The organism is Variovorax sp. GW821-FHT10D07, from assembly GCF_059415325.1.
Genome location: NZ_JBWKMZ010000008.1, coordinates 366,904 through 391,382, shown reverse-complemented (window position 1 = coordinate 391,382; position 24,479 = coordinate 366,904). Strand labels below are relative to the sequence as shown.

The window sequence follows — 24,479 nt, the reverse complement described above, 5'->3', positions numbered from 1 at the left end:
GGGCAGTGGGTGCTTCCCGCAGCGAAATAAAGGAGGAGCCGAAGGCGGGGGACATTCGCGGAGGGAAGTACCCGCTGCCCTGTGCACGCGCCCCGGACCTTCGCACCCCGAAACTAGCGCCCGACCCCAGCGAGAGACAGCGAGATGAACCTCCTCGCCTCCATGCGCTACCTCGTAGCCCTCAGCGAACACAAGCATTTCGGCCGAGCCGCCGCCGCCTGCCACATCACCCAGCCCGCGCTGTCCAACGCCCTGCGCGCGCTCGAGTCCGAATTCGGCGTCGTCATCGTCAAGCGTGCCCGCGTCTACGTCGGCCTCACGCACGAGGGCGAACGCGTGCTCGCCACCGCGCAACGCATGCTGCGCGATAACGAAGTGCTGCTGCAGGAATTGCGCAGCGAGGCCGGCGAGCCGCGCGGCAGCCTGCGCATGGCGGCCGTGCCCACGGCGATACCCATGCTCTCGCGCTTCGCGGCCATGTTGCACCAGCGCCATCCGGGCATCGTGCCCGGCGTCATCTCCATGAGTTCGCAGGAACTCGAGACCGGCCTCGAGAGCCTCTCGGTCGATCTTGCGCTCGGCTACACCGAACGCATGCACATGCCCGGCATCAAGCTCACCGCCTGGCCGCAGAGCATCGAGCACTACTTTCTCCTGCGCCGCGCCGCCGTGCCCTCCGACGACCAGCTGCGCATCGGCAAGCCCCTGGCCTGGGCCGAGGCCGCGACGCTGCCGCTGTGTTTGCTCACGCCCGACATGCACAACCGCGCCATCGTCGACCAGGCGCTGCGCGAGGCCGTCGGCACCGTCGTGGCGCCGGCCATCGAGACCAACTCCGTGCTCGCCCTCGTGCTGGCCGTCATCGCCGGCACGGTCAGCAGCGTGCTGCCCGGCGCCATGGTCGCGGCCGTGCGCAGCTACCGCGAGCTCGAGGCCCTGCCGCTGGTGGCACCCGAGGTTCTCACCCCGATCGGCTTCATGACCCAGGACGGCGTGCGTGCCTCGCGCGCCCTCGAGGCCGCGCTGGCCTTTCTGCAGACGCCCGAGTGGCTTGCCCAGGCCGCGCTGCACAGCGGCACGCTGGGCGAATAGCGAGGAAGGGGCGGATGGCGGTCGCCATTTAGTTCTTGAATCGGCCCATGCGCCGATCGAATTTGACGGCGCATGGCCGTGCCGCCCACACTCCGCCGCCGGAAATTTTCAACAGTCCGTTTTTCCAGATCCGGCAATTTAGGAGTGATATGGCAGGTTCAACTGCAGGCGTTCTCGAGGGAGATCGCATCCAAGGCTTGGGCGCCGCGCCCGGCTTCCTCGACAAGGAACGCATCATCGCCGGCCCCGGCTACAACCGCTGGCTGGTTCCGCCTGCAGCATTGGCCATCCATCTGTGCATCGGCATGGCCTATGGCTTCTCGGTGTTCTGGCTGCCGCTGTCGAAGGCGCTCGCCACCGCCGGCGCCGGCGCCCAGGCCTGCGCGCGCGAGATGAGCTTCTTCGCCGAGCTGTTCGCCACGAACTGCGATTGGCGCGTGGCCACGCTGGGCTGGATGTACACCCTGTTCTTCGTCTTCCTCGGCTGCTCGGCGGCCCTGTGGGGCGGCTGGCTCGAACGCGCGGGTCCGCGCAAGGCCGGTGTGGTGTCGGCCCTGTGCTGGTGCGGCGGCATGCTGCTGTCGGCACTGGGCATCCACCTGCACCAGTTCTGGCTCATGATCCTCGGCTCGGGCGTCATCGGCGGCATCGGGCTGGGCCTGGGTTATATCTCGCCGGTCAGCACGCTCATCAAGTGGTTCCCCGACCGCCGCGGCATGGCCACCGGCATGGCCATCATGGGCTTCGGCGGCGGCGCGATGATCGGTTCGCCGCTCGCGGTCGACCTCATGAAGCGTTTCTCGGACGCCCACGATGTCGGCGTGATGCAGACCTTCGTCGTCATGGCCATCGGCTACTTCGTCTTCATGATGGCCGGCGCGCTCGGCTACCGCGTGCCGCCCACGGGCTGGAAGCCGGCCGGCTGGACGCCGCCGCCCGCGCAGACCAGCAACGCCATGATCACGCAGCGCCACGTGCACGTGAAGAAGGTCTGGGGCATTCCGCAGTTCTGGCTCGTGTGGCTGGTGCTGTGCATGAACGTGAGCGCCGGCATCGGCGTGATCGGCATCTCCTCGCCGATGCTGCAGGAAGTGTTCGGCGGCGCGCTGATCGACCTGCCGGCCAAGTTTGGCGAACTCGACAAGACCCAGCTCGCGGCCATCGCGGTCGTGGCCGGTGGCTTCACCGCGCTGCTGTCGCTGTTCAACATCGGCGGGCGCTTCGTCTGGGCCAGCCTGTCCGACAAGCTCGGCCGCAAGCTCACCTACACCGTGTTCTTCGTGCTCGGCGCGGTGCTCTACGCGAGCATCCCCTCGTCGGCCGGCGCGGGCAGCAAGCTGCTGTTCGTGGGCGCGTGCTGCGTCATCGTCTCGATGTACGGCGGCGGCTTCGCCACGGTGCCGGCCTACCTGGCCGACCTGTTCGGCACCCAGTTCGTCGGCGCCATCCATGGCCGCCTGCTGACGGCCTGGGCCACGGCCGGCATCCTCGGCCCGGTGGTCGTGAACTACATGCGCGAATACCAGCTCGGCCTGGGCCTGCCGCGCGAGCAGGTCTACAACCAGACCATGTACATCCTGGTGGGCATGCTGGTGATCGGCTTCATCGCCAACCTGCTGGTGCGCCCGGTGGCCGACAAGCACTTCATGAGCGATGCCGAACTCGCCATCGAGAAGAAGCTCGCGCACGAGAAGGCCGCGGCCTCCGAAGTGGGCGAGGGCTCGGGCCGTGCCGACACGGTGAGCCCGGCGGTCGTGGTGCTGGCCTGGGCGGCGGTGGGCATTCCGCTGGCCTGGGGCGTCTACAAGACGCTGATCAGCGCGGCCAAGTTCTTCCACTGAACCCCGCCCGCCGGGGCTCGCGGCCCCGGCTTCGTCGTCAGCGCCCCGAAGGCTGCGCCGCGAACACCTCGATCGCGGCCAGCCGCGCCACCGAACGGCCCGGCTTCTGGTCGCCGGCCACCACCAGGCGCGCCGCGCCGTTGCGGCCCAGCGGCATGCCGTTGCGCGCGTAGGCCAGCAGGGCCGTCCTGTTGCCGAACTCCGGCGACATCTCCCCCAGCGACACCACCGCGCGGTAGCCGTCGCTGCCGATGGCCACCACGTACATCGACAGCAGCGGGTTGCGCACGCGCGCATCGGCCTGCAGCCCGACCGCGGGATCGTTGAGCAGCGACCACAGGCTCACGCCCGTGTAGGTGTCGGCACCGACCGTGAGCGTGGTCGCGGGCATGGCGCGCAGCTCGGCGAGGTCGAAGCGCGCGCTCTTGAGTACCGCCCCCGAGACCGTGAAGGCCGGCGAGGCCTCGTCGCTGGTCGAGGGGCCATGGCCCGTGGCCGCGGCCGGTGCGGTGGGCGGCGTGCCGGCGCAGCCCGCGAGCAGGGCGACGATCGCGGCGATGCCGAGCAGCCGGCGCACGGTGCTGCCGGGGGCTTCGAGGGACAGGGGGCGCATGGTTCGATTCCTCATCCGATGGCCAGCCGGCGTGGGCCGGCCCTGGCGCTGTGTTCATTCTGACATGACGACTTCGACGGGTGAGTCGGCCTCATCGGGTAATCCGGCGGCCGGGCCGGCCGCCGCATCGTTTACCCTTCTCGCCCACGTCCGCGCTTTTTCCGTCCGCCATGAAATCCAAAGTCCAGTTCCGCCTGCGCGTCTACCGCGACGACGTCATCGCCATCGGCCCCGGCAAGATCGCCGTGCTCGAGGCCGTGGCCGAGACCGGCTCGATCTCGGGCGCGGCCCGGCTGCTGGGCATGTCGTACCGGCGCGCCTGGATGCTGATCGACGAGATGAACCATGCGCTGAGCTCGCCCGCGGTGAACACCGCCGCCGGCGGCTCGCACGGCGGCGGCACGGCGCTCACGCCGGTGGGCGAGGAGATCGTGAAGCACTACCGCGCGATCGAGAATGCCGCGCGGCTGGCCACGGCCGCCGACATCCGCGCGCTCACGCGGCTGCTCGCGCCATGAGCGCCGAAGCGCGCGACGAGATCGTGCTGCGCCCCGTGGGCGTGGTGCGCAGCCGCTTCACCGAGGCCACCGGCATGCCGATCCAGACCGCGGGCGCGCCCGAGGAGACGGGCCGCGTCGAGGTCCATCCCGAATTCGTACCGGGGCTGCGCGACATCGAGGGCTTCGACTACCTGATCCTGATAACGCGGCTGCATGCCTGCGAGAACGAGAAGCTCGAGGTCGTGCCCTTCCTCGACGACAGTTCGCACGGCGTCTTCGCCACCCGCGCGCCTGCGCGGCCCAACCGGCTCGGGCTGTCGATCGTGCGGCTCACGGCGGTGGAGGGCCGCATCCTGCATTTCAGCGGCAACGACATGATGGACGGCACCCCGGTGCTCGACATCAAGCCCTACGTGCCGCGCTTCGACGTGCGCGAGACCGAGCGCGTGGGCTGGTTCGGCGCGCGGCTCGAGCGCTTGCCCGACACCCGCTCCGACGACCGGATGCGCTAGCTGGCTTCCGGCGGCGGCGGTAGCGCGCCGGGCGACGCCACCCAGGGCGCCTCGCCCTGCCAGCACGACCACACGTTCTGCGACAGCGTCTCGCGCGGCTGCGGCGGTGCCTCCGCAATCGTGCCCACGCTGATGAAGCCGACCAGCTCCTCGCCGGGCTGCACGCCGAGCTGGCGTGCCAGCGTCTCGTCGAAGCAGCGCTCGCCGCTCAGCACGATCGCGCCGTAGCCGAGCTGGTGCGCCGCGCTCAGGATGTTACCGAGCGCCGCGCCGGCGCTGAGCCACTGCTCGCGCGCGGGCACCTGGCTGCGCGGGCGCGGCGAGACCACGAAGGCCAGCAGCAGCGGCGGCCGGGTCGCATGTTCGCGCGCGCGGCGCAGGTCGACCGGGCTCGCGAGCGGGTCGCGGCGCAGCTTCTCCTGTTCGAAGCAGTCGGCCAGCGCCTCGCGGCTCGCGGGCCTGAACTCGATCACGCGCCAGGGGTGCAGCGCGCCATGGTCGGGCGCGCGCAGGCCGGCCTGCAGCAGGCCGTCGAGTTCCTCGGGATTGGGGCCGGGCGGCCGCAGCCGGCGCGGCGAGACCGAACGCCGCGTCAGCAGCACCTCGAGGATGCGCTCGGCACCCGTCATGTGGCGCCACCTCATGGTCAGCGCTGCGGTTCCCCGTGTTCGAGCCGCTCGACCCAGGCGGCCTTGCGGCGCAGCACCTCGCCGATGTCGTGCGCGTCGGCCTGGCCGACCAGGAAGGACTGGCTCTCGCCGCCCGGCGCCACGATCGACAGCACCACGCCGCCGTCGTCGTCGAGCGTGCGCTCGACGCGCCATTCCTGGACCTGCGTCACCTGGCGCAGCTCGGGCCGGCCGGAGATCGAGCGGACAACGGTGTCGTGGGCGGAGGCGCGCATGGTCGGCGGTCGGTCGGGGTCCTCGTGGGACATGGGGTGGATCTGGCGCCGCGGCCCCGGGGGTAAAGGTCTGCGACGCTGTATCTGCCAGTATATGGAGGAGCCTCCGGATGTGCACCCTTCGCACCCTCGATGCACACTGGATTTACCCTAATAAAACCTGGAACCCGTGTTCCATCGCCGAGCCGTGCCGGCGCGTCATGCAACAATTACGCCGTATCTTCATGAACACGACGCAATCGCTCATCACGCAGACCGACTGGCATCCGCTGGTGCTGTCGATCCAGGTCGCCAGCGTGGCGACGGTGCTCGCGCTGGTCGTCGGGCTGGCCTTGGGCTGGCTGTTCGCGCGCAAGCGCTTCTGGGGCCACAGCGTGCTCGAGGCGGTGTTCATGCTGCCGCTGGTGCTGCCGCCCACGGTCATCGGCTACGGCATCCTGGTGGTGGCGGGCCGGCGCAGCCCGCTCGGGGCCTGGCTGCGCGAGCACTTCGACTACACCATCATCTTCAGCTGGCATGGCGCCGTGGTGGCCTCGGCCGTGGTCGCGCTGCCGCTGGTGCTCAAGTCGGCCAGCGCCGCCTTCGCGGGCGTCGACCGCTCGCTCGAGGCCGCGGCCAGCACCTTGCGGCAGTCGCGCTTCTCGGTGTTCCTGCGCGTCACCCTGCCGCTGGCCTGGCCCGGCATCCTGGCCGGCACGCTGCTGGCGTTCGCGCGCGCCATGGGCGAATTCGGCGCCTCGCTGATGGTGGCCGGCTCGATTCCGCAACAGACCCAGACCCTGTCGATGGCGATCTACGACGCCGTGCAGGCCGGCCACGACGACCTCGCGCTGCTGCTGGTGATCGTGACCTCGCTGCTGTCGATCACGGTGCTGGTGCTGTCCAACCGTTTCTTTTCCCTTCGCTGATTCATCCAGGAGCTTCGCATGCGTTCCATCCGCGCCTTGTCGTCCCTCGCCCTCGCTTCCGTCCTCGCCCTGGCGATCCCGATCGGGGCCGCCGCGCAGCAGATCACCGTCTCGGCCGCGGCCAGCCTGACCGACGCCTTCAAGGAGATCGGTCCCAAGTTCGAGGCCGCCAAGGCCGGCACCACGGTGCGCTTCAACTTCGCCGCCTCGGGCGTGCTGCTGCAGCAGATCGGCCAGGGCGCGCCGGTCGACGTGTTCGCGAGCGCGGACCAGGAGACCATGAACCGCGGCGTCGAGCAGAAGCACATCGACACCGACACGCGCAAGAACTTCGTCAGCAACAGCCTGGTGCTGATCGAGCCGTCGAAGGACGGCGTGGGCGTCAAGAGCCTGCAGGACCTCGCCGGCCCGGCCGTGAAGAAGATCGCCGTGGGCAAGACCGCCACCGTGCCGGTCGGCCGCTACACCAAGCAGGTGCTCGACGCCGCCAACCTCTGGACCACGCTCGAGCCCAAGTTCGTGCAGGCCGACAGCGTGCGCCAGGTGCTCGACTACGTGGGCCGCGGCGAGGTCGAGGCCGGCTTCGTCTACCGCACCGACGCGGCCGTGATGGGCGACAAGGTCAAGATCGTGCTCACGCCCAGCGGCAACAGCCCCGTGACCTACCCTATCGCCGTGGTGGCCGAGAGCAAGCAGAAGGCCGTGGCCAAGGATTTCATCGATTTCCTCTCGAGCGACGCGGCACAGGAGGTGCTCACGCGCTATGGTTTCGGCAAACCATGATTGATGTCGATCTGAAGCTCACGGTCACCGACGGCAGCCGCCGCTTCGACCTGGCCGCGCGCTTCTCGACCGACGTTCCCTTCGCCGCGCTCTACGGTCCCTCGGGGGCCGGCAAGTCGCTGACCCTGCAGGCCATCGCCGGCCTGCTGCGCCCCGCGGGCGGCCATGTGCGGCTCGACGGCCGCACGCTCTACGACGCCGCCGGCGGCATCGACGTGCCGGCCTCCGAGCGGCGCGTGGGCTACCTGTTCCAGAACTACGCGCTGTTCCCGCACCTCACGGTGCGCGAGAACGTGGCCTTCGGCCTGACCTCCTGGCGCCGCCGGCGCCTGCCGAGCGAGGAGGCCGACAACGTGCAGTCGCTACTCGATCGCTTCGGCCTGGCCGCGCTGGCCGACAGCCGGCCGCAGAAGCTCTCGGGTGGCCAGCAGCAGCGCGTGGCGCTGGCGCGCGCGCTGGCCTGCCGGCCGCAGGTGCTGCTGCTCGACGAACCCTTCGCCGCGCTCAACCCGATGCTGCGCGCCGAGCTGCGCGAAGAACTCGCCGAGGTGCGCCGCGCCTGGGGCATCCCGGTGCTGATGATCACGCACGACATCGAGGACGTGCTCGCGCTGGCCGACGTGGCCTTCGTCTACAAGGACGGCCAGGTGGTGCGCGAGATCGACCTGCACACCGCCGAGAGCCGCGAGCTCTCGCTGCGCGAGGCGGCGGGCGTTCCGGCGGTGGCGGACACGCCGCTGCGCAGCAAGCTGCGCGGGCTGCTGATGCAGGACGCGCCGGGCGCCTGAGCTGGCTCAGCCGGCCACGAGCTGGCGCACCACCTCCTCGAGCGTCACGCGCCCCTTGCGCACCGAGGCATCGTCGCCCTCGAACGCGATCCAGCCCTCGTTGAAGCCGTCGAGCATCTGGATGCGCGGCACCGGGTCGCGCATGCCCTGTTCGCGGAACAGCGCGCCCCAGGTCTGGCGCGGCACGGCCTCGGCCTGCACCGGCCGGCCGAGCACGCGCGCGAAGGTGGCGGCGATCTCGTGCTGCGTCACGCGCGCCGGGCCCTCGAGCTCGACCACGCGCCGGCCCTGCCAGTCCTCCTGCAGCAGCTCGGCCGCCACGCGGCCCACGTCGAGCGTCGAGACCATCGGCACCGCCCGATCGAGCGGCTGCAGGAAGCCGGGCAGCACGCCGCGCTCGCGCGCCGGTGCCACGTCCCAGGCCAGGTTGTCGAGGAACCAGGCCGGCCTCAGCAGCGCGAGCGGCAGCGGCAGGGGCGACAGGCCTTCCTCCATCAGCGAGCGCTGGCTCAGCAGGTTCGGCTGCGTAGCCTGCGCGCCGACGGTCGAGAGGCAGACCACGCGCGCGGGCTTCGCCGCCTCGAGCGCCTGGCGCACGGCCGCGATGACCGCGCGCGCTTCGGGAAAGCCCGGCAGCGGATCGAAGCAGGGCGGCGGCAGCACGAACACGCCGGTGCAATCGGCGAAGGCGCGCGCCAGCGCGTCGGCGTCTTCCATCTCGGCGACGGCGACCTCGCAACCGAGCGCGGCCCAGGGCCGGGCCTTGTCGGCATCGCGCACGACGGCGCGGACTTTCTGGCCCGAAGCGAGCAGGGCGCGCGCGGCGGCGCCGCCGACCTTGCCCGTGATTCCAGTGATGGCATGCATGTGATTTCTCCTTGAACGAATGCGACGGGGTGAATGCTAGGAATCGCAAGCCTTTGAGTAAATGCCGGGCGGCTCATATCATTCATGACTACAAATCACGGATGAATCCATGGCTCTCGATGGACGACTGCTTTCCAACGTCAGCGTGCTGGCCGCCGTCGTCGACAGCGGCAGCTTCGCCAAGGCGGCCGATGCGCTGGGCGTCACGCCCTCGGGCGTGAGCCGGGCCATCGCGCGGCTCGAGGCGCGCATCGGCGTGCGGCTGCTCGACCGCACCACGCGCTCGCTGGGCCTGACCGACGAGGGCCGCGAGCTCTACGCCAGCATCAATCCGCTGGTGCTCGGCATCGAGGACGCGGTGACGCGCGCCAGCGGCTCCGCGGGCGCGGTGCAGGGCCGGCTGCGCGTCAACGTCGACGCCTTCACCTCGCGGCTGCTGCTGGCGCCCCACATCCACCGCTTCGTCGAGCGGCATCCGCAGCTCTCGCTCGAGCTCATCGCGCGCGACCAGCTCGGCGATCTCGTGGGCGAGGGCTTCGACATCGCGCTGCGCTTCGGCACGCCGCCCGCTTCCTCGCTGGTGGCGCGCAAGCTGATCGAGACCCGCGTCGCGACCGTGGCCGCGCCCGGTTACCTCGCGCGCCATGGCCGGCCCGCGAAGCCGGCCGAGCTCGCCCGGCATGTCTGCATCCAGGTGCGCGATCCGCTGACCGGCCAGCCCTTCGCCTGGGAATTCCGCCGCGGCCGCAAGGCCATCGAGGTGCCGACCGCGGGCCGGCTGCTGCTGACCGATCCCGGCACGATCCTTGGCGCCTGCGTCGCGGGCGCGGGCATCGCGCAGATCAAGGCGCTGGGCATCCAGGAACTGCTCGACGCCGGGCAACTGGTCGACCTCTTTCCCGACTGGCCCGACGAGCGCTTCTCGCTGCACGCGCTCTATCCCTCGCGCCACCTGCCGGCCGCCAAGGTGCGCGCCTTCATCGGCTTCGTCGAGGAGCTGCTGGCGCCGCGCGCCGCGGGCTGAACCGGCCCGGCGCGGGCCCCGTCATTTCCGTTTTGAATCGGAGCATGTCCCGATTCAATTTGACGCTCCCGGCGCACGCGGCGAACACTCTCCCGCATGAGCATTGGCGATATCGGCGAACAGAAGATCGAGTTCTACAAGGGCCCCGCGGGCGGCTGGGGCGCATTGCGCAGCGTGAAGAACACGCTGCTGCGGCAGGACATTCCCCTCAAGGGTGCGAAGACCCTGCTGTCGGCCAACCAGCCCGACGGCTTCGACTGCCCGGGCTGCGCCTGGCCCGACCGCAACCATGCCTCGACCTTCGAGTTCTGCGAGAACGGCGTGAAGGCCGTGGCGGCCGAGGCCACCGCGCGCCGCGCCGGGCCCGAGCTGTTCGCGAAGCACACGGTGGCTGAGCTGATGCAGCAGAGCGACTTCTGGCTCGAGGACCAGGGCCGGCTCACGCACCCGATGGTCTACGACCGCGCGAGCGACAAATACCGCCCGATCGAATGGGACGCGGCCTTCGAGCTGATCGCGCGCCATCTGAACGCGCTGCCCGATCCCAACCAGGCCATCTTCTACACCTCGGGCCGCGCCAGCAACGAGGCCGCCTTCCTCTACCAGCTGTTCGTGCGCGAGTACGGCACCAACAATTTCCCCGATTGCTCGAACATGTGCCACGAGCCGAGCGGCAGCGGCATGCGGCCGCAGATCGGCGTGGGCAAGGGCACGGTCACGCTCGACGACTTCGACAAGGCCGACGCGATCTTCATCTTCGGCCAGAACCCCGGCACCAACCATCCGCGCATGCTCGGCGAGCTGCGCGCGGCCTCCAAGCGCGGCGCGCGCATCGTGAGCTTCAACCCGCTGCGCGAGCGCGGCCTCGAGCGCTTCCAGGATCCGCAGAGCAAGCTCGAGATGGCCACGCTGGGCTCGACGCCGATCAGCACCCACTACTACCAGCTGCGCGTGGGCGGGGACTTCGCGGCCCTCAAGGGCATGATGAAGCACGTCGTCGAGCGCGACGACCAGTCCATCGCCGCCAGCGGCGCCTCGCTGCTCGACCGCGAGTTCATCGCCACCCACACCACCGGCTTCGAGGCGCTGGCCGCCGACCTGCGCGCCGAGTCGTGGGAGCTGCTCGAACAGGAATCGGGCCTGTCCGAGGCCGACATCCGCGCCGCGGCCGAGGTCTACCTCGGCGCCAAACGCGTCATCGCCTGCTGGGGCATGGGCATCACGCAGCACCAGCATTCGGTGGCGACGATCCAGATGATCGTCAACCTGCTGATGCTGTGCGGCCACATGGGCCGCGAGGGCGCGGGCGCCTGCCCGGTGCGCGGCCACAGCAACGTGCAGGGCGACCGCACCATGGGCATTTGGGAGAAGCCGCCGGCCGCGCTGCTCGACCGGCTGCAGCAGGTGTTCGGCTTCGAGCCGCCGCGCGAGAACGGCTTCGACACCGTGGAGGCGATCCAGGCCATGCTCGACGGCAAGGGCCGCGTGTTCTTCGCGCTCGGCGGCAACTTCGCGGCCGCCACGCCCGACACCTACCAGACCTGGAAGGGCCTGCGCCAGTGCGACCTGACGGTGCACGTCGCGACCAAGCTCAACCGCAGCCACGTGGTGCACGGGCGCGAGGCGCTGATCCTGCCCTGCCTGGGCCGCACCGAGATCGACATGCAGGCCGCCGGCGCGCAGGGCGTGACGGTGGAGGACTCGATGAGCATGGTGCACATCTCGATGGGCATCAACCCGCCGGCCTCGCAGCAGCTGCTGTCGGAGCCTGCCATCGTCGCGCGCCTCGCGGCCGCCACGCTCGGTGCGCGCAGCCGCACGCCGTGGCTGTGGATGATCGAGGACTATGCGCGCATCCGCGACAAGATCGAGGCCGTGTTCGACGACTTCGCGGACTTCAACACGCGGGTCGCCACGCCCGGCGGCTTTCGCCTGCGCAACACCGCGAGCGAACGGGTGTGGAACACGCCGCAGCACAAGGCCGTGTTCTTCACCCATGCGGTGCCGACCGACACGCCGGTGCACCGCGCCCGCGCGCGCCACAGCCGCAAGGGCGACGCGAAGGTCTTCACCCTGCTGACCACGCGTTCGCACGACCAATACAACACCACCATCTACGGCATGGACGACCGCTACCGCGGCGTGTTCGGCCAGCGCCGCGTGGTGTTCATCCATGCCGAGGACATCCGCGCGCTGGGCTTCAAGGACGGCGACTGGGTCGACATCCTCACGGTGTGGGACGACGGCCAGGAACGGCGCGCCGACCGCTTCAAGCTGGTGGCCTACGACATCCCGCGCGGCAACCTCGCGGCCTATTACCCCGAGACCAATCCGCTGGTGCCGCTGTCCTCGGTGGCCGAGAACGCGGGCACGCCGACTTCGAAGTCGATTCCCGTGATGCTGGTGGCGCACCTCGCGCAGGCCGAGGAAGGCCCGGCCTCGGTCACGGGCGAAGAGGTCGCGGCCTGAGCCTCGCGCGCGCCATGTCCGACGAAGCGAACGACGCCCTCCCGCTGCCCGCCGCGATCCTGCTGGCGCTGGCCGAGTTCGAGGCCGAGGGCCTGGAGAGCGTCTCGCTGCCGCGCCTGGGCAAGCGGCTGGGCCAGGGCGCGAGCGTGCTGATGCGCCAGCTCGCGCTGATGGGCGACGCGGCGATCGGCGGCGTGCCGGGGCCGGGCTGGGTCGCGGTCGAGCGCGACGGCGAGCGCTGGCTGGCGCGCCTGAGCGAAGCCGGCCGCGCGCTGGCCGAATCCCTCGTCAGCGACGCGCCCGCCGCCTGAACGCCTGGCCCGCCGCGGCGGGCAGGCCCACAATAGGCGCCCACTCCTTCGCTTCCGCGCCATGTCCACCGACACCGAACTCGCACCGCTGCCCTCGATCTCGCGCCTCGGCGTGCGCGTCTACGGCGAGGCCGGCGCGCCGGCCGACGGCATCGCGCGCGAGGACACGCTCGCGGCCGAGGTGCCGGTGGCGCTGGTGTTCAACGGCATCTCGCATGCCGTGATGATGGCCACGCCGCAGGAGCTCGAGGACTTCGCGCTGGGCTTCGCGCTCAGCGAGGGCATCCTCGACGCCGCCGACGACTGCCGCGGCATCGAGGTCGAGGCGGTCGATGCGCACGATGCCGGCCTGCCCGAGGGCATGCCCGGCGTGGAGGTGCGGCTCGAGATCTCCACGCGCGCCTTCGAGCGGCTCAAGGGCCGGCGGCGCAGCCTCGCGGGCCGCACCGGCTGCGGCGTCTGCGGCGTCGAGAGCTTCGCCGCGCTCGACCTCGCGTCCGAACGGCTGCCCGCGCACGACTGGCTCGCGCGCATCGACCTGCCCACCGTGCTGCGCGCCTTCGCGGCGCTGCCCGCGCGCCAGCTGCTCAATGCCAGCGCCGGCGCGATCCATGCGGCGGGCTGGGCCACGCTCGAGGGCGAACTGGTCGAGGTGCTCGAGGACGTGGGCCGCCACAACGCGCTCGACAAGCTGCTGGGCCGGCTCGCGCGCACCGGTCGCCTCGGCGAACCGGGCTTCGTGGTGCTGTCGAGCCGCGGCAGCCACGAGCTGGTGCGCAAGTGCGCGCGGCTCGGCATCGCGGCCATGGCCACCATCTCGGCGCCGACCGCGATGGGCGTGCGCATGGCCGAGCTCAGCGGGCTGCGGCTGTGGGGTCTGTGCCGCGCGCCGCGCGGCGTGCTCTATGTCGACGGGCTGGCGTCGCCCTCGAGCGCGCGCACCGCGTCGGCCAGCGCCTCGATGCCCTGATCGCCGAGGTCGTCCGCGGCCACGCGGCGCCGGGCGGCCCAGGTCTTGAAGTGGCGCTCCTGCGATTTCTCGTAGTGCGGGTCGTAGTGCAGCGCCATCAGTTCGGCGAAGAGCAGCGGCAGCTGCGCCTCGTGTGCCCACTGCTGCCAGCGCGCCACCGTTTCCTTGCCCTGCAGTTCCTTGAGCAGGCCGAGCTGGCCGGCCAGCGCCGCGCGGTCGTCGCCGAGGTAGGCGTAGTCGCGCAGCAGGTAGGCCAGCCGCGCCTCGGGCGTGGCCACCACCTCGATGCAGGGCGCGGTGCGCATCTTCGCCACCAGGGACAGCGGCAGCGAGAGCCGGCCGATGCGGATGCTCTCGCCCTCGACGTACAGCGGGCGCTGCAGGTCGATGCCTTCGAGCACCGTCGCGATGCGGGTCTCGAAATGCTTCTGCGAGGGTTGCGCCACGCCCGGCAGCGAACCCAGCAGCGAGCCCTTGTGGTGCGCGAAGTCCTCGAGGTCGAGCACCTGCTCGCCGCGCGCGGCCAGCGCATGCAGCACGCGGGTCTTGGCGCTGCCGGTGGCGCCGCAGACCACGCGCAGGTCGAGCCGCGGCATCAGCGCGTCGAGCTGCGAGATCACGTGGCGCCGGAAGCTCTTGTAGCCGCCCGCGAGCTGCTGCGCGTCCCAGCCCACCAGCCGCAGCCAGGTCACCATCGAGCCGCTGCGCATGCCGCCGCGCCAGCAGTAGACCAGCGGCTTCCACTTCTCGGGCCGGTCGGCCAGGGTGTCGCGCAGGTGCCGCGCGATGTTGGCCGCGACCATCGCGCCGCCGATGCGGCGCGCCTCGAAGGCGCCGGTCTGCACGTAGACGGTGCCGACGATGCGGCGCTCCTCGTCGTCGAGCACGGGGCAGTTGATGGCGCCCGGGATGCGGTCGAGCGCGAACTCGGCCGGCGAACGGGCATCGATGATCGTGTCGAAGGCGTGGCGGTCGACGACCCGCACGGGCTGGCGGTGACTCATGGCGGGAACCTCATGCCCCCGATTGTCGCCCCGCGGCTTCAGGCGTAGGCGGGACCGAGTCCCCGGCGCAAGCGAGCGCTCGCGAAGTCCACCAGCGTGACCAGCACGAACATCGCGAGCAGCACCGTCATCGCCTGCTGCTGCTGGAAGATCGAGAGGTGGAAGTACAGCAGCTGCCCGAGCCCGCCGCCGCCCACGAAGCCCAGCACCGCGGCCATGCGGATGTTCATCTCCCAGCGGTAGAGCGTGTAGGCCACCCATTGCGGCAGCACGATCGGCAGGCTGGCGTAGCTGAAGGCCGCGACCGGGCCCGCGCCCGAGAGTGTCAGCGCATGCTCGGGTTCGCGCGGCGCGTTCTCGAGCGCCTCGGCGAACAGGCGGCCCAGCACGCCCGTGGTGTGCAGCGCCAGCGCGAGCGCGCCCGCGAAGGGCCCGATGCCCGCGGCCAGCACCATCAGCGCGGCCCAGACCAGCTCGGGCACGCTGCGCAGCAGGTTGAGGACGAAGCGTGCCGTGTGGCGCGGCAGCCAGCCGGCGCGGCCGGAAGCGGGCAGCGCGAGAAGGGCGCCCGCCAACGCCGCGAGCACGGTGCCGAGCGCCGACACCGCGAGCGTCTGCAGCGCGCCATGGCCGACCTTGGCGAGGAAGCCGCCCGAGAGGTCGGGCGGGAAGAACTCGGCGATGAACTTGCCCATGAGCGCGAGCGACTCGGCCGAGCCCAGCGCGCGGTAGTCGATGCCGAGGTAGACGAAGCTCGCGACCACCGCCGCCGCGATCAGCAGCAGCGCGATGCGGCAGCGCAGGCATGGGGGAGGGCGTGGCGGCAGGTTCATGCGAGCAGCCTGCGCAGCGCGTTGCTCAGCACGTCCGCCAGCAGCACCAGCAGCAGGAACACCAGCAGGATGCTGCTGGCCTCGCCGCCGTTGAGCATCTTCATCGACTGGTCCATCAGCTGGCCCAGCCCGCCCGCGCCGACGAAGCCCATCACCACCGAGGCGCGCACCGCGCACTCCCAGCGGTACACGGTGTAGGAGGCCAGCTCCTGCGCCGTGTGCGGCAAGAGGCCGTAGCACAGCGCCGCCAGCCGGCCGCTGCCGGCCTCGAGCAGCGCGCGCGCGGGCCGGGTGTCGGTCGATTCGAGGATCTCGGCATAGACCTTGCCGAGCATGCCGCCGTAGGTGATGGCCAGCGCCAGCACGCCGGCCGCGGGGCCCAGGCCCAGCGCGCGCACGAACAGCAGCGCCCAGACGATCTCGGGAATCGCGCGCAGCACCATCAGCAGCCAGCGCGCCGCCTGCCGCACGAGGCCCGCGCGCACGCGGCCCGGCCCGGGGCCGATGCGCGATATCGACAGTGCGCGCGTCGTCACGAAGGCCAGCGGCGCGCCGATCAACAGCGCGAGCGCGGTGCCGGCCGTGGCCATGGCCAGCGTCTCGAGCGTGGCCTTGGCGAGCAGCGCGAGAAAGGCGGGCGAGCCATCGGGCGGAAGGAAGCCCGCGAGAAAGCCGCCGATGACCGCGAGGTTGCCGCTGCCGAACAGCGCCCACGGCTTGAACTCGGCCAGCGTCAGCATCGGCCAGGCGACGACCAGCGCGGCGAGCCCGAAGCCGAGCCGGCGCCGCGCCTGCGGATCGCGGTGGATGGCGCTCGCGCTCAAGCGCAGCCCGGCCGCTGGAAGGCCGCCTCGGCCGCGACGGGTTGCGGCGCGCGCTGCAAGGCCACGCCGCCCTCGCTGGCATAGAGCGCGTCGAGCAGCGCGGGCGTCAGCTCGGCGGTCGGCAGGTCGAACATCAGCTGGCCGTTGCGCATGCCGACCACGCGCGGAAACCAGCGCAGCGCCAGGTCCACCGCATGCAGCGAGGCGACCAGCGTCGCGCCCGTGCTTTCGCTCTGCGCGACCAGCTGGCTCACGGCGGCATCGGCCAGCGTGGGGTCGAGCGCCGAGACGGGCTCGTCGGCCAGCAGCAGCGCCGGCCGCTGGTAGAGCGCGCGCGCGATGCCCACGCGCTGCAGCTGTCCGCCCGAGAGCCGGTCGCAGCGCTCGAACAGCCGGTCCTCGAGCGACAGGCGCGCCAGCACCTCGTGCGCGCCGGCCATGTCGGAAGGGTGGAACAGCGAGGCCAGCGCGCGCCAGCTCGACCACTGGCCCAGCCGGCCCGCGAGCACGGCCGTGACCACGCGCAGCCGCGGCGCGATCGGCGGAGCCTGGTGCACGGTGGCGATGCGCGCGCGCAATTGCTTCAGCGCACCGGCCGGCAACTGCCAGGGCTGCGCGTCGAGCGTTTGCACCTCGCCTTCGCCGGGACGCAGCGCGGCCCCGAGCACGCGCAGCAGCGTGGTCTTGCCCGCGCCCGAGGGCCCGATGACCGCGAGGCGTTCGCCGTCGCGCGCCGCGAGCTTCACCCCGGCCAGCGCGCGCTGGCCGTTGGGGTGCACCACGCCCACGCCGTCGAGCGAGAAACCCATGCGCGCTTTCTCTCTCTTTTGCTTACTTGATCAGGCCGGCCGACTTGCCCGCCGTCTCGATGCCGTCGTAGTTCGACGACTTCGTCGGGATGAACTTGCTCGCGCGCTGCAGCGCCATGATCTCCTTGTGCGCCGGGTTGGCCGGATCGAGCTTGAGGAAGGCGTCGGTGAGCTTCTTCGTGAGCGCCGCGTCGAGGCCCGGGCGCACGGTCCAGTTGTAGTCGTAGTAGGTCGGCGTGGTCGCGAGCACGCGCACCTTGGCGGCGTTGGGGTTCTTGGCTTCCACCAGCTTGTCCCACACCGAGGCGTTGAGCACGCCGGCCTCGGCGCGCGAGGCGGCCACGAAGGCCACGGTGGCATCGTGCGCGCCCGAGAACGCGACCGTCTTGAAGTCCTTCTCGGGGTTGATGCCGGCCTGCAGCAGGAAGTAGCGCGGCATCAGGCTGCCCGAGGTGGAGGAGGGCGCGCCGAACGCGAAGGTCTTGCCCTTGAGGTCCGCGAGCGTCTTCGCGCTGCTGTCCACCGGCACGATGAACTTGCTGGTGAAGACCTCGTCCTCGGCGCGCTGCACGATCGGCACGGCGCCGCCGTTGGTGCGGATGCGCGCCTGCACGAAGGTGAAGCCGCCGAGCCAGGCGAGGTCGATCTTGTTGGTGGCCAGGCCCTCGACCACGGCGGCATAGTCGGTCACGGGCGTGAACTGCACCTCCATGCCGGTTTCCTTCTTGAGGTAGTCGCCCAGCGGCGTGAACTTGCGCTGCAGCTCGGTCGGTGCCTCGTCGGGAATGGCCGAGACGCGCAGCACGCCCTGCGCGAAGGCGCCGACGGCGGCGAGGGACAGGGTGAGCGCGAGCGCGAGACGCAGGGGCTTTTTCATGGGAAGACCTTCGGTTCGGGTGGGGGAAAAGGGGTGTGCGGCGGGCATGGAGCGGGGCGGCGCGGGCGCTTCGATAATGGCGCCTGCTCCATCCTCGACGGACTTCGACATGACCGATCCTGCCTCGACTTCATTGCTGAATCCGCTCGCGCCGCTGCGGCTCACGAGTTTCTCTCATGGCGGCGGCTGCGGCTGCAAGATCGCGCCCGGCGTGCTCTCGCAGATCCTCAAGAACCATGGCGGCGGCCTGATCCCGCCCGAGCTCATGGTGGGCATCGAGACCGCCGACGACGCAGCCGTCTACAAGCTCAACGACGAGCAGGCACTGATCGCCACCACCGACTTCTTCATGCCGATCGTGGACGACCCCTACGAGTTCGGCCGCATCGCCGCGACCAACGCCATCAGCGACGTCTACGCCATGGGCGGGCGGCCGATCATGGCGCTGGCGATCCTTGCGATGCCGATCAACCAGCTGCCGGTGGAGGTCATTGCCGAGATCGTGCGCGGCGGCCAGGACGTGTGTCGCGCTGCCGGCATCCCGATCGCGGGCGGCCACACCATCGATTCGGTCGAGCCGATCTACGGGCTCGTCGCCATGGGACTGGTGCATCCGAAGCGCGTGCGGCGCAATGCCGACGCGAAGGCGGGCGACGTGCTGGTGCTGGGCAAGCCGCTGGGCGTCGGCGTGCTGTCGGCCGCGCTCAAGAAGGAGCAGTTGTCCGAGACCGGCTACCGCCAGCTGATCGAGAGCACGACGAAGCTCAACACCCCCGGCATCGCGCTCTCGGCGCTCGAGGGCGTGCATGCGCTGACCGACGTCACGGGCTTCGGCCTCGCGGGCCATGCGCTCGAGCTTGCGCGCGGCGCGAAGCTCTCGGCCGTCGTCGAGTGGTCGCGGGTGCCGCTGCTCGACCGGGTCGAGGCCATGGCCGCCGAGGGCTTCGTCACGGGCGCCTCGGGCCGCAACTGGGCCGGCTACGGCGCCGAGGTCGAACTCGCCGCGGGCCTGCCGCCGACCGCGCAGGCGCTGCTCAGCGATCCGCAGACCTCGGGCGGCCTGCTCGTGAGCTGCGCGCCGGCGGCCGTCGATGCCGTGCTGAAGGTGTTCGGCGACGAGGGCTTCGACCGCGCCGCCGTCATCGGCCGAGTGGAAGCCAGCGGCCCGTCGCTGCGCGTCGTTCCTTGACCACATAGTTGCCCATCGCCCAAGCTTTTGGTGGGCAGTCGCCGTAGCGAGCAGCCCGAGGTCGGTGCGAGAAGCGCAGACGTACACAGGTACGTCGAGCATCGCAGCGCCGAGATCGGGCTGCGCAGCAGGCGAATGCCCGCCAAAAGGCGGAAGGGGGAAGGAGTCGAACCTTCCAAGCGACGACTGGCGCCACCCACCGGGTTTGAAGCCCGGCCGCCCCACCAGGGACGATCCCCTCCCATGTGCACGGCCCTTCACGGCCGTGCCTCGAACAGCACCGTGTCGGGCCGCAGCAGATGCGTGTCCTTCACGCGCCGCGTGAAGCCGACCCGGTCGAAGAACTCCAGCAGCTGGATCGCGCGCTTGCGGCCCAGCCCGGTGGCGTCCCGGAAACTCGCGGCCTGCAGGCCCTCGGGCCCCTGCAGGCAATCGCGCGCGATCGCCGCCAGGCGTTCGACCGTCGCCTGCGGATAGTACAAGTCCTTGACCACCTGGAAGGCCTCGCCGCGCCGCGCGAGGCTCGCGAGCGTCTGCCGCACCACGGCCTCGCTCGCGCCGCAGTCCTTGGCGAGGTCGCGCACCCAGGGCGGATCGAAGCCGCCGTCGGCCAACTTCGGCAGCAGCTTCTGCGCGAGCTTCTGCTCGGCCTCGCCGAGCCGCGCCGCATGGTCGGGGCGGTGCAGCCAGGTGCCGCTGCGCACCAGCGCGCCGCGCGCCACCAGCGATTCGACCGCATGCCGCCACAGCGCATCGCCGGTGCGCGGGCCGGCCAGGCGCTTGAGGCGGCGCGCATCGGGGCCGACCTCGTCGGGCGCGTCGCGGTGGAAGTCGTCGAGCCGCGCCACGATCCGGGCCTCGAGCGCGTCGAGCTGCTCGCGCGCGATGGCGGTGCCGGCGATGCGCTGCGCATCGCCGGGCAGCGGCAGCGCGGCCTCGTCGGCCAGCGAGAGGGCGCGCGCCACCTGCGCGGTCTCCAGGCCCAGCGGCGCATGGCGCAGCAGGGCCGTGATGCGCTCGTCGCGCGCTGCGAGGCGCCAGGCCGCGAGCGTGTCCAGCCGCTCGGGCGTGCGCCGGTAGCGCACCGGCGCGAAGGGATCGAGCACGCGCGCGCCGGCCATGGTGCGCGTGGCCGAGGCATCGCGCAGCACGCCGCGGTCGCCGTGCCAGGCGGCGATCTTCTCGCGCAGCACCAGCTGCGCGAGCGCGGTCTCGCCGGGCTGCAGCAGCTCGCGGTCGAGCAGCGCGAGCGAGGCCATGGTGTCGCTCGCGCCCAGGTGGGCATGCACCGTGGTGCCCGAGCGCAGCGCCTTGGCCTCGCCGGGCCACAGGCTCAGTTCGATGTCGATGCGGTCGGTGGCCAGCGCGATCGAGGGCGCGCAGATCCATTCGCCGCGATGCACCTCGTCCCTGGCCACGCCCGCGAGCGCGAGCGCGCAGCGCTGGCCCGCCTGCGCGAGCTCGGCCTGCCGGTTCTGCGCATGGATGCCGCGCACCCGCACCACGCGATCACCGGGCGCGATGCGCAGCTCGTCGCCCACGCGCACCTCGCCGCTGAAGGCGGTGCCGGTCACGACCGTGCCGACGCCCGCGAGCGTGAAGGCGCGGTCGACCGCGAGGCGGAAGGCCAGGCCCGGCTCGCGCGCGCGCTCGTCGCGCGCCACGGCCACGAGCCGCGCGCGCAGCGCTTCGATGCCCTCGCCCGTGACGGCCGAGACCGCGAACACCGGCGCGCCCGCGAGCGGCGTCGGCGCCAGCAGCGCCTCGACCTCGGCGCCCACCTCGGCCAGCCGTGCCGCGCGCTGCGCGGGGTCGATGCGGTCGATCTTGGTGATCGCCACCGTGGCGCCGCGCACGCCGAGCAGCGCCACCACCGCGAGGTGCTCGCGCGTCTGCGGCATCACGCCGTCGTCGGCCGCCACCACCAGCAGCGCATGCTCGATGCCGGTGGCGCCGGCCAGCATGGTGTGCAGCAGGCGCTCGTGGCCCGGCACGTCGACGAAGCCCAGCGACACGCCCTCGGGCGCGTGCAGGTAGGCATAGCCGAGCTCGATCGAGATGCCGCGGCGCTTCTCCTCGGGCAGCCGGTCGGTGTCGACGCCGGTCAGCGCGCGCACCAGCGAGGTCTTGCCGTGGTCGATGTGGCCTGCGGTTCCGATGATCATGGCGCGAGCATCACATGAAATTGCGCGTGTGCAGTTCGGACAGCCGCTCGGCCTCGGCGCGCTCGAAGCCCAGCCGCGCGAGGCGCGCGCGCCGGCCCGCCGCCATGTCGCGCTGCAGCTGCTGCACGGCCGCGTGGCCGCGCGCGATGGCCACCGGCGAGAGCGCGCCCGCGGCCAGCAGCACGAGTGCGTCGAAGACTTCCTCGTTGAGGCCCGCGGTGGCCGCCAGCGCGTCATAGCGCAACTCGATCGCATTGCGCAGCCGGGCCTGGAACTCGGGCTGCACAGACAGCCGGTATTCGAGGTGCGCCATGCCGAAGGCCACGTGGCGCGCCTCGTCGCGCGCGGCGAGCCGCGCGATCTGCCGCGTCACCGGGTCGGGCGCATGCGCCTGCAGGAAGTTGAGCAGGTTGACGAAGCTGCCCTCGCCGAGCACGGCCAGCAGGAAGGTGGCGATCGAGAAGTCGGGCGCCTCGAACAGCGTGCGCAGCGAGGCCTGGCCGCCGGCCGTCGACAGCGCGGGCTCGTGGCCGCGCAGCGTGGCGCGCCGCGTGAAGACCTCGATGTGCCGCGCCTCGTCGGCGCACTGCAGCGCCAGCAGCTGCAGCACCTCGCGGAAGTGCGGATGGATCTGGCCCAGGTGGCGCGCGGGCACCAGCAGCGCGGCGTTCTCGTTCTCGATCAGGTAGGTCATCACCTGCACCACCGCGGCCTCGATGGCCGGCGGCAGTTCGAACGGCGCCGCCCAGTCGATGGCGGTGGCCGGGTCCCACTGGGCCGCCGCGGCCTGCGCATAGAGCTCGCCCGCGGTGGCGGCCCAGAGCTCGTGGCGCTGGTGCAGCGAGAAGAAGAAGTCGGGACTGCCGGCCTCGACCGTGGCGCCGCGAGCGGCCAGGCCCCAGCCAGGCAGGGCATCGGCCTCGGTGTCGCCGCGCGCATGGCCGGTGGGTTGCGCGCCGCGCCAGCGGCCCTCGGCATGCGGGCCGCGCGTGATGCAGGCGAGCGTCATGCCCTGGTCGTTCTGCTCGAAGCGCAGCGGATGGCCCTGGCCGCGACACCAGGCCTCCAGGTGCAGGTCCCAGGCCGGCGCCGTGCCGCGCACGCGCAACTCACCGCCCACCGGCCGCTCGGCCAGCGCGCGGCGGATGAGCAGCAGGGCGCCCTGGTCGAGGCCCAGCGACTCAATATCGATAGCCGGTGGCGGTGATGCGGCCATCGCCGTCGTAGAAACGCTCGTCGTCGACCGCGCGCTCGAGCAGCGCATAGCCGCTGGTGCGGCCCGCGCGCCATTCGCGCAGGCCCTCGAGCTCGAGCAGCGGGCGCACCTGCGGGTCGTCCCAGCGCATCGCCATCAGCAGCGACACGAAGCGCTCGATGAGCGCGGCCGGCGCGTCGGGACTGGTGGTGAAGTTGCAGTGGTCGTAGGCGCCGGTGCGCGCCAGCACGCGCGTGCTGCCCGCGGGCAGGGTGCCGTCGAGGCCGAAGGCCAGCAGGTTGCCGTCGATCAGGCAGCAGGCGTCGATCTCGCCGGCGCGCAGCGCCACGGCCGCGTCGCGCTCGCCGCCGATGTGGTCGCCATGCTTGCCGCCGAGCACGTCGAACAGGCGGGGCTGGAAGTCGCGCGATTGCACGAGGCCCGCGCCGCGCAGGTGGTCGAGCGGGATCAGCGTGGCCTGCGGCGAATCGGCCGCGCCGAAGCCGATGGTCTTGCCGCGCAGCTGGTCGAGCGACTGCACCGGGCTGTCGGCGCGCACCACGATGGCCGAGCGCAGGTCGCAGTCGGTGTCGCGCATGGCCACGGCGCGCACCTGCTGGCCGCGTGCGCGCGCGATGCGATCGGCGCGCACCCAGGCCAGCGGCGAGTTCCAGGCCAGGTGGATGCTGCCGTCGAACTGCGCCTCGACCTGGCGCTCGTAGTTCGAATACAGCAGGTAGTCGAAGGCCAGGCCGTGCTGCGCGAAGAAGGCCTTGAAGCCTTCCCAGATGGTGACGACCTTGGGCGCGTAAGCGACGGCGCCCATGATCAGCGTCGGTTCGGACACGGGCGTCTCCTCAGAACAGCGGCAGGCCGGTGATGGCCTTGCCGATGAAGTCGTAGAGCACGTCGGAGGTCGGCGCCATCACGCTCGAGGCGCGCGCGTCGCGGAACAGCCGCTCGATGCCCGCCTCCTTGCGGAAGGCCGCGCCGCCGCACACGCGCATCGCGGTGTCGGTCACCGTCAGCGCGCACTCGGCCGCGGCGGCCTTGACCTCGAGCACGCGCAGCATGGTGTCGGCACGGCCCGCGCCGATGGCGGCGATGGTGTCGTCGAGCAGGGCCTGCGCCATGTCGGCCTGGATGCGGGCACGCGCGAGGTAGGCGCGGATGGTGGGCAGGTCGGCCAGCGAGCTGTCGAGGTGCACGTGCTTCGTCTGGCTCACGTGGCCGATGGCGCGCGCCAGGGCGCCGTTCATCAGGCCCACCGAGCAGGCGGCGCTGAGCACCGAGAACCAGGGCAGCACCACGCCCATCATGGTGTCGAAGCCCTTGCCGTCCTCGCCGAGGCGATCGCTCGCGGCGACGCGCACGCCCTTCGCCGCGATCGGCGTGGAGGCGTTGCCGCGCAGGCCCAGGCCGTCGAAACGCCCTGGCTGGCTCAGCCCCTCGGCCTTGGCGCCGACCAGCCACAGCGTGCTCGCGCCCTCGGCGGCCAGCGGCTTGCTCGACCAGACATAGCTGTCGGCCTCGAAGGCCGAGGTGACCCAGCTCTTGCGCGCATCGAGCAGCACGCCGTCGCCGTCGGCGCGCGCGGTGCCGGTGGGGGCCCAGAAGTGGCTGCGCGAGTCGGCCTCGGAGAAGGCCAGGGTGCTCAGGTGCCGGCCCTCTGCGACCGCCTTGCGCACGGCCTCGGGGCCCTGCTGCTCGAGCACCGCGGTGGCGCAGTAGTGCATGCAGACCACCATCGCGGTGGAAGGGCAGGTCTGCGCGAGCTGCGCGACCACCTGCGCGGCTTCCTTGAGGCCCAGGCCCTGGCCGCCCACCGCGGTGGCCGAGACCAGGCCGAGCAGGCCGGCCTTGCCGAGCGCCGCGATCGCTTCGCGCGGGAACCGTGCCTCGGCATCGGTGCGGGGGGCCAGCGGCTGGAGGACTTCCTTGTCGATATCGGCGAGCGCGTCGAGCGGGTTCATCGCATTCTCCTGAGGTCGGGGTTGAGGG

25 protein-coding genes and 1 tRNA gene are annotated in these 24,479 nt (G+C 71.5%); 12 read left to right on the top strand and 14 right to left on the bottom strand.

The window, feature by feature from the left end:
* Positions 1–144: 144 nt before the first annotated feature.
* Together AC07PU_RS24155 and AC07PU_RS24150 are read left to right on the top strand one after the other, a co-directional pair.
* Positions 145–1,092 carry a LysR family transcriptional regulator gene (locus AC07PU_RS24155; protein ID WP_495321117.1) on the top strand — a complete coding sequence of 316 codons (948 nt, stop codon included), beginning with the start codon at positions 145–147 and terminating at the stop codon, positions 1,090–1,092.
* Positions 1,093–1,241: 149 nt separating this feature from the next.
* Positions 1,242–2,933, top strand: a complete 1,692-nt coding sequence (locus AC07PU_RS24150; RefSeq protein ID WP_495321115.1) for an OFA family MFS transporter — start codon at positions 1,242–1,244, stop codon at positions 2,931–2,933.
* 37 nt (positions 2,934–2,970) lie between these two features.
* Here the strand turns inward: AC07PU_RS24150 and AC07PU_RS24145 are convergent, their stop codons facing one another.
* Entirely contained in the window at positions 2,971–3,546 is a 576-nt protein-coding gene (locus tag AC07PU_RS24145) for a hypothetical protein (RefSeq protein WP_495321113.1), read from the bottom strand.
* 170 nt (positions 3,547–3,716) lie between these two features.
* On the opposite strand from AC07PU_RS24145, the gene AC07PU_RS24140 reads away from it, so the two are divergent.
* Together AC07PU_RS24140 and tsaA are read left to right on the top strand one after the other, a co-directional pair.
* Positions 3,717–4,064, top strand: a complete 348-nt coding sequence (locus AC07PU_RS24140; RefSeq protein WP_057592932.1) for a winged helix-turn-helix domain-containing protein — start codon at positions 3,717–3,719, stop codon at positions 4,062–4,064.
* Positions 4,061–4,558 (top strand): tRNA (N6-threonylcarbamoyladenosine(37)-N6)-methyltransferase TrmO, encoded by a 498-nt coding sequence (tsaA, locus tag AC07PU_RS24135; RefSeq protein ID WP_495321110.1) that lies wholly within the window; start codon positions 4,061–4,063, stop codon positions 4,556–4,558. The genes AC07PU_RS24140 and tsaA overlap by 4 nt, the downstream gene beginning before the upstream one ends.
* Here the strand turns inward: tsaA and AC07PU_RS24130 are convergent.
* Positions 4,555–5,202 (bottom strand): nitroreductase family protein, encoded by a 648-nt coding sequence (locus tag AC07PU_RS24130; RefSeq protein WP_495321108.1) that lies wholly within the window; start codon positions 5,200–5,202, stop codon positions 4,555–4,557. The genes tsaA and AC07PU_RS24130 overlap by 4 nt on opposite strands.
* A 2-nt stretch (positions 5,203–5,204) precedes the next feature.
* Positions 5,205–5,495 (bottom strand): hypothetical protein, encoded by a 291-nt coding sequence (locus AC07PU_RS24125; protein ID WP_256222344.1) that lies wholly within the window; start codon positions 5,493–5,495, stop codon positions 5,205–5,207.
* A gap of 191 nt (positions 5,496–5,686) precedes the next feature.
* Here AC07PU_RS24125 and modB point away from each other — a divergent pair, with 191 nt between their 5' ends.
* Genes modB through AC07PU_RS24110 form a run of 3 tightly spaced genes read left to right on the top strand, consistent with a single transcriptional unit; the run spans position 5,687 to position 7,941 of the window.
* Positions 5,687–6,370 (top strand): molybdate ABC transporter permease subunit, encoded by a 684-nt coding sequence (gene modB, locus AC07PU_RS24120; RefSeq protein WP_495321105.1) that lies wholly within the window; start codon positions 5,687–5,689, stop codon positions 6,368–6,370.
* An 18-nt stretch (positions 6,371–6,388) separates the two neighbouring features.
* Positions 6,389–7,153: a molybdate ABC transporter substrate-binding protein gene (gene modA, locus AC07PU_RS24115; protein ID WP_093340900.1), complete on the top strand. Its 765-nt coding sequence runs from the start codon at positions 6,389–6,391 to the stop codon at positions 7,151–7,153.
* Positions 7,150–7,941 (top strand): ABC transporter ATP-binding protein, encoded by a 792-nt coding sequence (locus AC07PU_RS24110; RefSeq protein ID WP_495321102.1) that lies wholly within the window; start codon positions 7,150–7,152, stop codon positions 7,939–7,941. Before modA ends, AC07PU_RS24110 begins: the two co-directional genes overlap by 4 nt.
* A gap of 6 nt (positions 7,942–7,947) precedes the next feature.
* Here AC07PU_RS24110 and AC07PU_RS24105 read toward each other — a convergent pair whose 3' ends face one another.
* Positions 7,948–8,808, bottom strand: coding sequence for an NmrA family NAD(P)-binding protein (locus AC07PU_RS24105; RefSeq protein ID WP_495321100.1), 861 nt, complete (start codon positions 8,806–8,808; stop codon positions 7,948–7,950).
* Positions 8,809–8,917: 109 nt separating this feature from the next.
* Here AC07PU_RS24105 and AC07PU_RS24100 point away from each other — a divergent pair, with 109 nt between their 5' ends.
* From AC07PU_RS24100 to fdhD, 4 genes are all read left to right on the top strand, one after another.
* Positions 8,918–9,832 carry a LysR family transcriptional regulator gene (locus tag AC07PU_RS24100; RefSeq protein WP_495321098.1) on the top strand — a complete coding sequence of 305 codons (915 nt, stop codon included), beginning with the start codon at positions 8,918–8,920 and terminating at the stop codon, positions 9,830–9,832.
* Between the two features lie 111 nt (positions 9,833–9,943).
* Positions 9,944–12,301 carry an FdhF/YdeP family oxidoreductase gene (locus tag AC07PU_RS24095; protein WP_495321136.1) on the top strand — a complete coding sequence of 786 codons (2,358 nt, stop codon included), beginning with the start codon at positions 9,944–9,946 and terminating at the stop codon, positions 12,299–12,301.
* Between the two features lie 14 nt (positions 12,302–12,315).
* Entirely contained in the window at positions 12,316–12,612 is a 297-nt protein-coding gene (locus tag AC07PU_RS24090) for a hypothetical protein (RefSeq protein WP_495321096.1), read from the top strand.
* A 61-nt stretch (positions 12,613–12,673) separates the two neighbouring features.
* Entirely contained in the window at positions 12,674–13,582 is a 909-nt protein-coding gene (gene fdhD / locus AC07PU_RS24085; protein ID WP_495321094.1) for a formate dehydrogenase accessory sulfurtransferase FdhD, read from the top strand.
* Here the strand turns inward: fdhD and mnmH are convergent.
* Genes mnmH through AC07PU_RS24060 form a run of 5 tightly spaced genes read right to left on the bottom strand, consistent with a single transcriptional unit; the run spans position 13,516 to position 17,929 of the window.
* Positions 13,516–14,586, bottom strand: coding sequence for a tRNA 2-selenouridine(34) synthase MnmH (gene mnmH / locus AC07PU_RS24080; RefSeq protein ID WP_495321092.1), 1,071 nt, complete (start codon positions 14,584–14,586; stop codon positions 13,516–13,518). The genes fdhD and mnmH overlap by 67 nt on opposite strands.
* A 38-nt stretch (positions 14,587–14,624) precedes the next feature.
* Positions 14,625–15,419 (bottom strand): phosphonate ABC transporter, permease protein PhnE, encoded by a 795-nt coding sequence (gene phnE, locus AC07PU_RS24075; RefSeq protein ID WP_218159346.1) that lies wholly within the window; start codon positions 15,417–15,419, stop codon positions 14,625–14,627.
* Positions 15,416–16,243, bottom strand: a complete 828-nt coding sequence (locus tag AC07PU_RS24070) for a PhnE/PtxC family ABC transporter permease (protein ID WP_495321089.1) — start codon at positions 16,241–16,243, stop codon at positions 15,416–15,418. Before AC07PU_RS24070 ends, phnE begins: the two co-directional genes overlap by 4 nt.
* Positions 16,240–17,052, bottom strand: a complete 813-nt coding sequence (locus AC07PU_RS24065; protein WP_495321087.1) for a phosphonate ABC transporter ATP-binding protein — start codon at positions 17,050–17,052, stop codon at positions 16,240–16,242. Before AC07PU_RS24065 ends, AC07PU_RS24070 begins: the two co-directional genes overlap by 4 nt.
* A 22-nt stretch (positions 17,053–17,074) precedes the next feature.
* Entirely contained in the window at positions 17,075–17,929 is an 855-nt protein-coding gene (locus AC07PU_RS24060) for a putative selenate ABC transporter substrate-binding protein (RefSeq protein ID WP_495321085.1), read from the bottom strand.
* 109 nt (positions 17,930–18,038) lie between these two features.
* On the opposite strand from AC07PU_RS24060, the gene selD reads away from it, so the two are divergent.
* Entirely contained in the window at positions 18,039–19,118 is a 1,080-nt protein-coding gene (gene selD, locus AC07PU_RS24055; protein ID WP_495321083.1) for a selenide, water dikinase SelD, read from the top strand.
* A 150-nt stretch (positions 19,119–19,268) separates the two neighbouring features.
* Here selD and AC07PU_RS24050 read toward each other — a convergent pair.
* From AC07PU_RS24050 to AC07PU_RS24030, 5 genes are all read right to left on the bottom strand, one after another.
* Positions 19,269–19,361: transfer RNA gene (locus tag AC07PU_RS24050), tRNA-Sec, on the bottom strand.
* A gap of 14 nt (positions 19,362–19,375) precedes the next feature.
* Positions 19,376–21,283 (bottom strand): selenocysteine-specific translation elongation factor, encoded by a 1,908-nt coding sequence (gene selB, locus AC07PU_RS24045; protein WP_495321081.1) that lies wholly within the window; start codon positions 21,281–21,283, stop codon positions 19,376–19,378.
* Between the two features lie 10 nt (positions 21,284–21,293).
* Positions 21,294–22,499: a ferritin-like domain-containing protein gene (locus AC07PU_RS24040; RefSeq protein ID WP_495321078.1), complete on the bottom strand. Its 1,206-nt coding sequence runs from the start codon at positions 22,497–22,499 to the stop codon at positions 21,294–21,296.
* Positions 22,465–23,325, bottom strand: coding sequence for a phosphate/phosphite/phosphonate ABC transporter substrate-binding protein (locus AC07PU_RS24035; protein WP_495321076.1), 861 nt, complete (start codon positions 23,323–23,325; stop codon positions 22,465–22,467). The genes AC07PU_RS24040 and AC07PU_RS24035 overlap by 35 nt, the downstream gene beginning before the upstream one ends.
* A gap of 10 nt (positions 23,326–23,335) precedes the next feature.
* On the bottom strand, positions 23,336–24,451 hold the full coding sequence (locus AC07PU_RS24030) for an acyl-CoA dehydrogenase family protein (protein WP_495321074.1): 1,116 nt from the start codon (positions 24,449–24,451) through the stop codon (positions 23,336–23,338).
* Positions 24,452–24,479 lie beyond the last annotated feature (28 nt).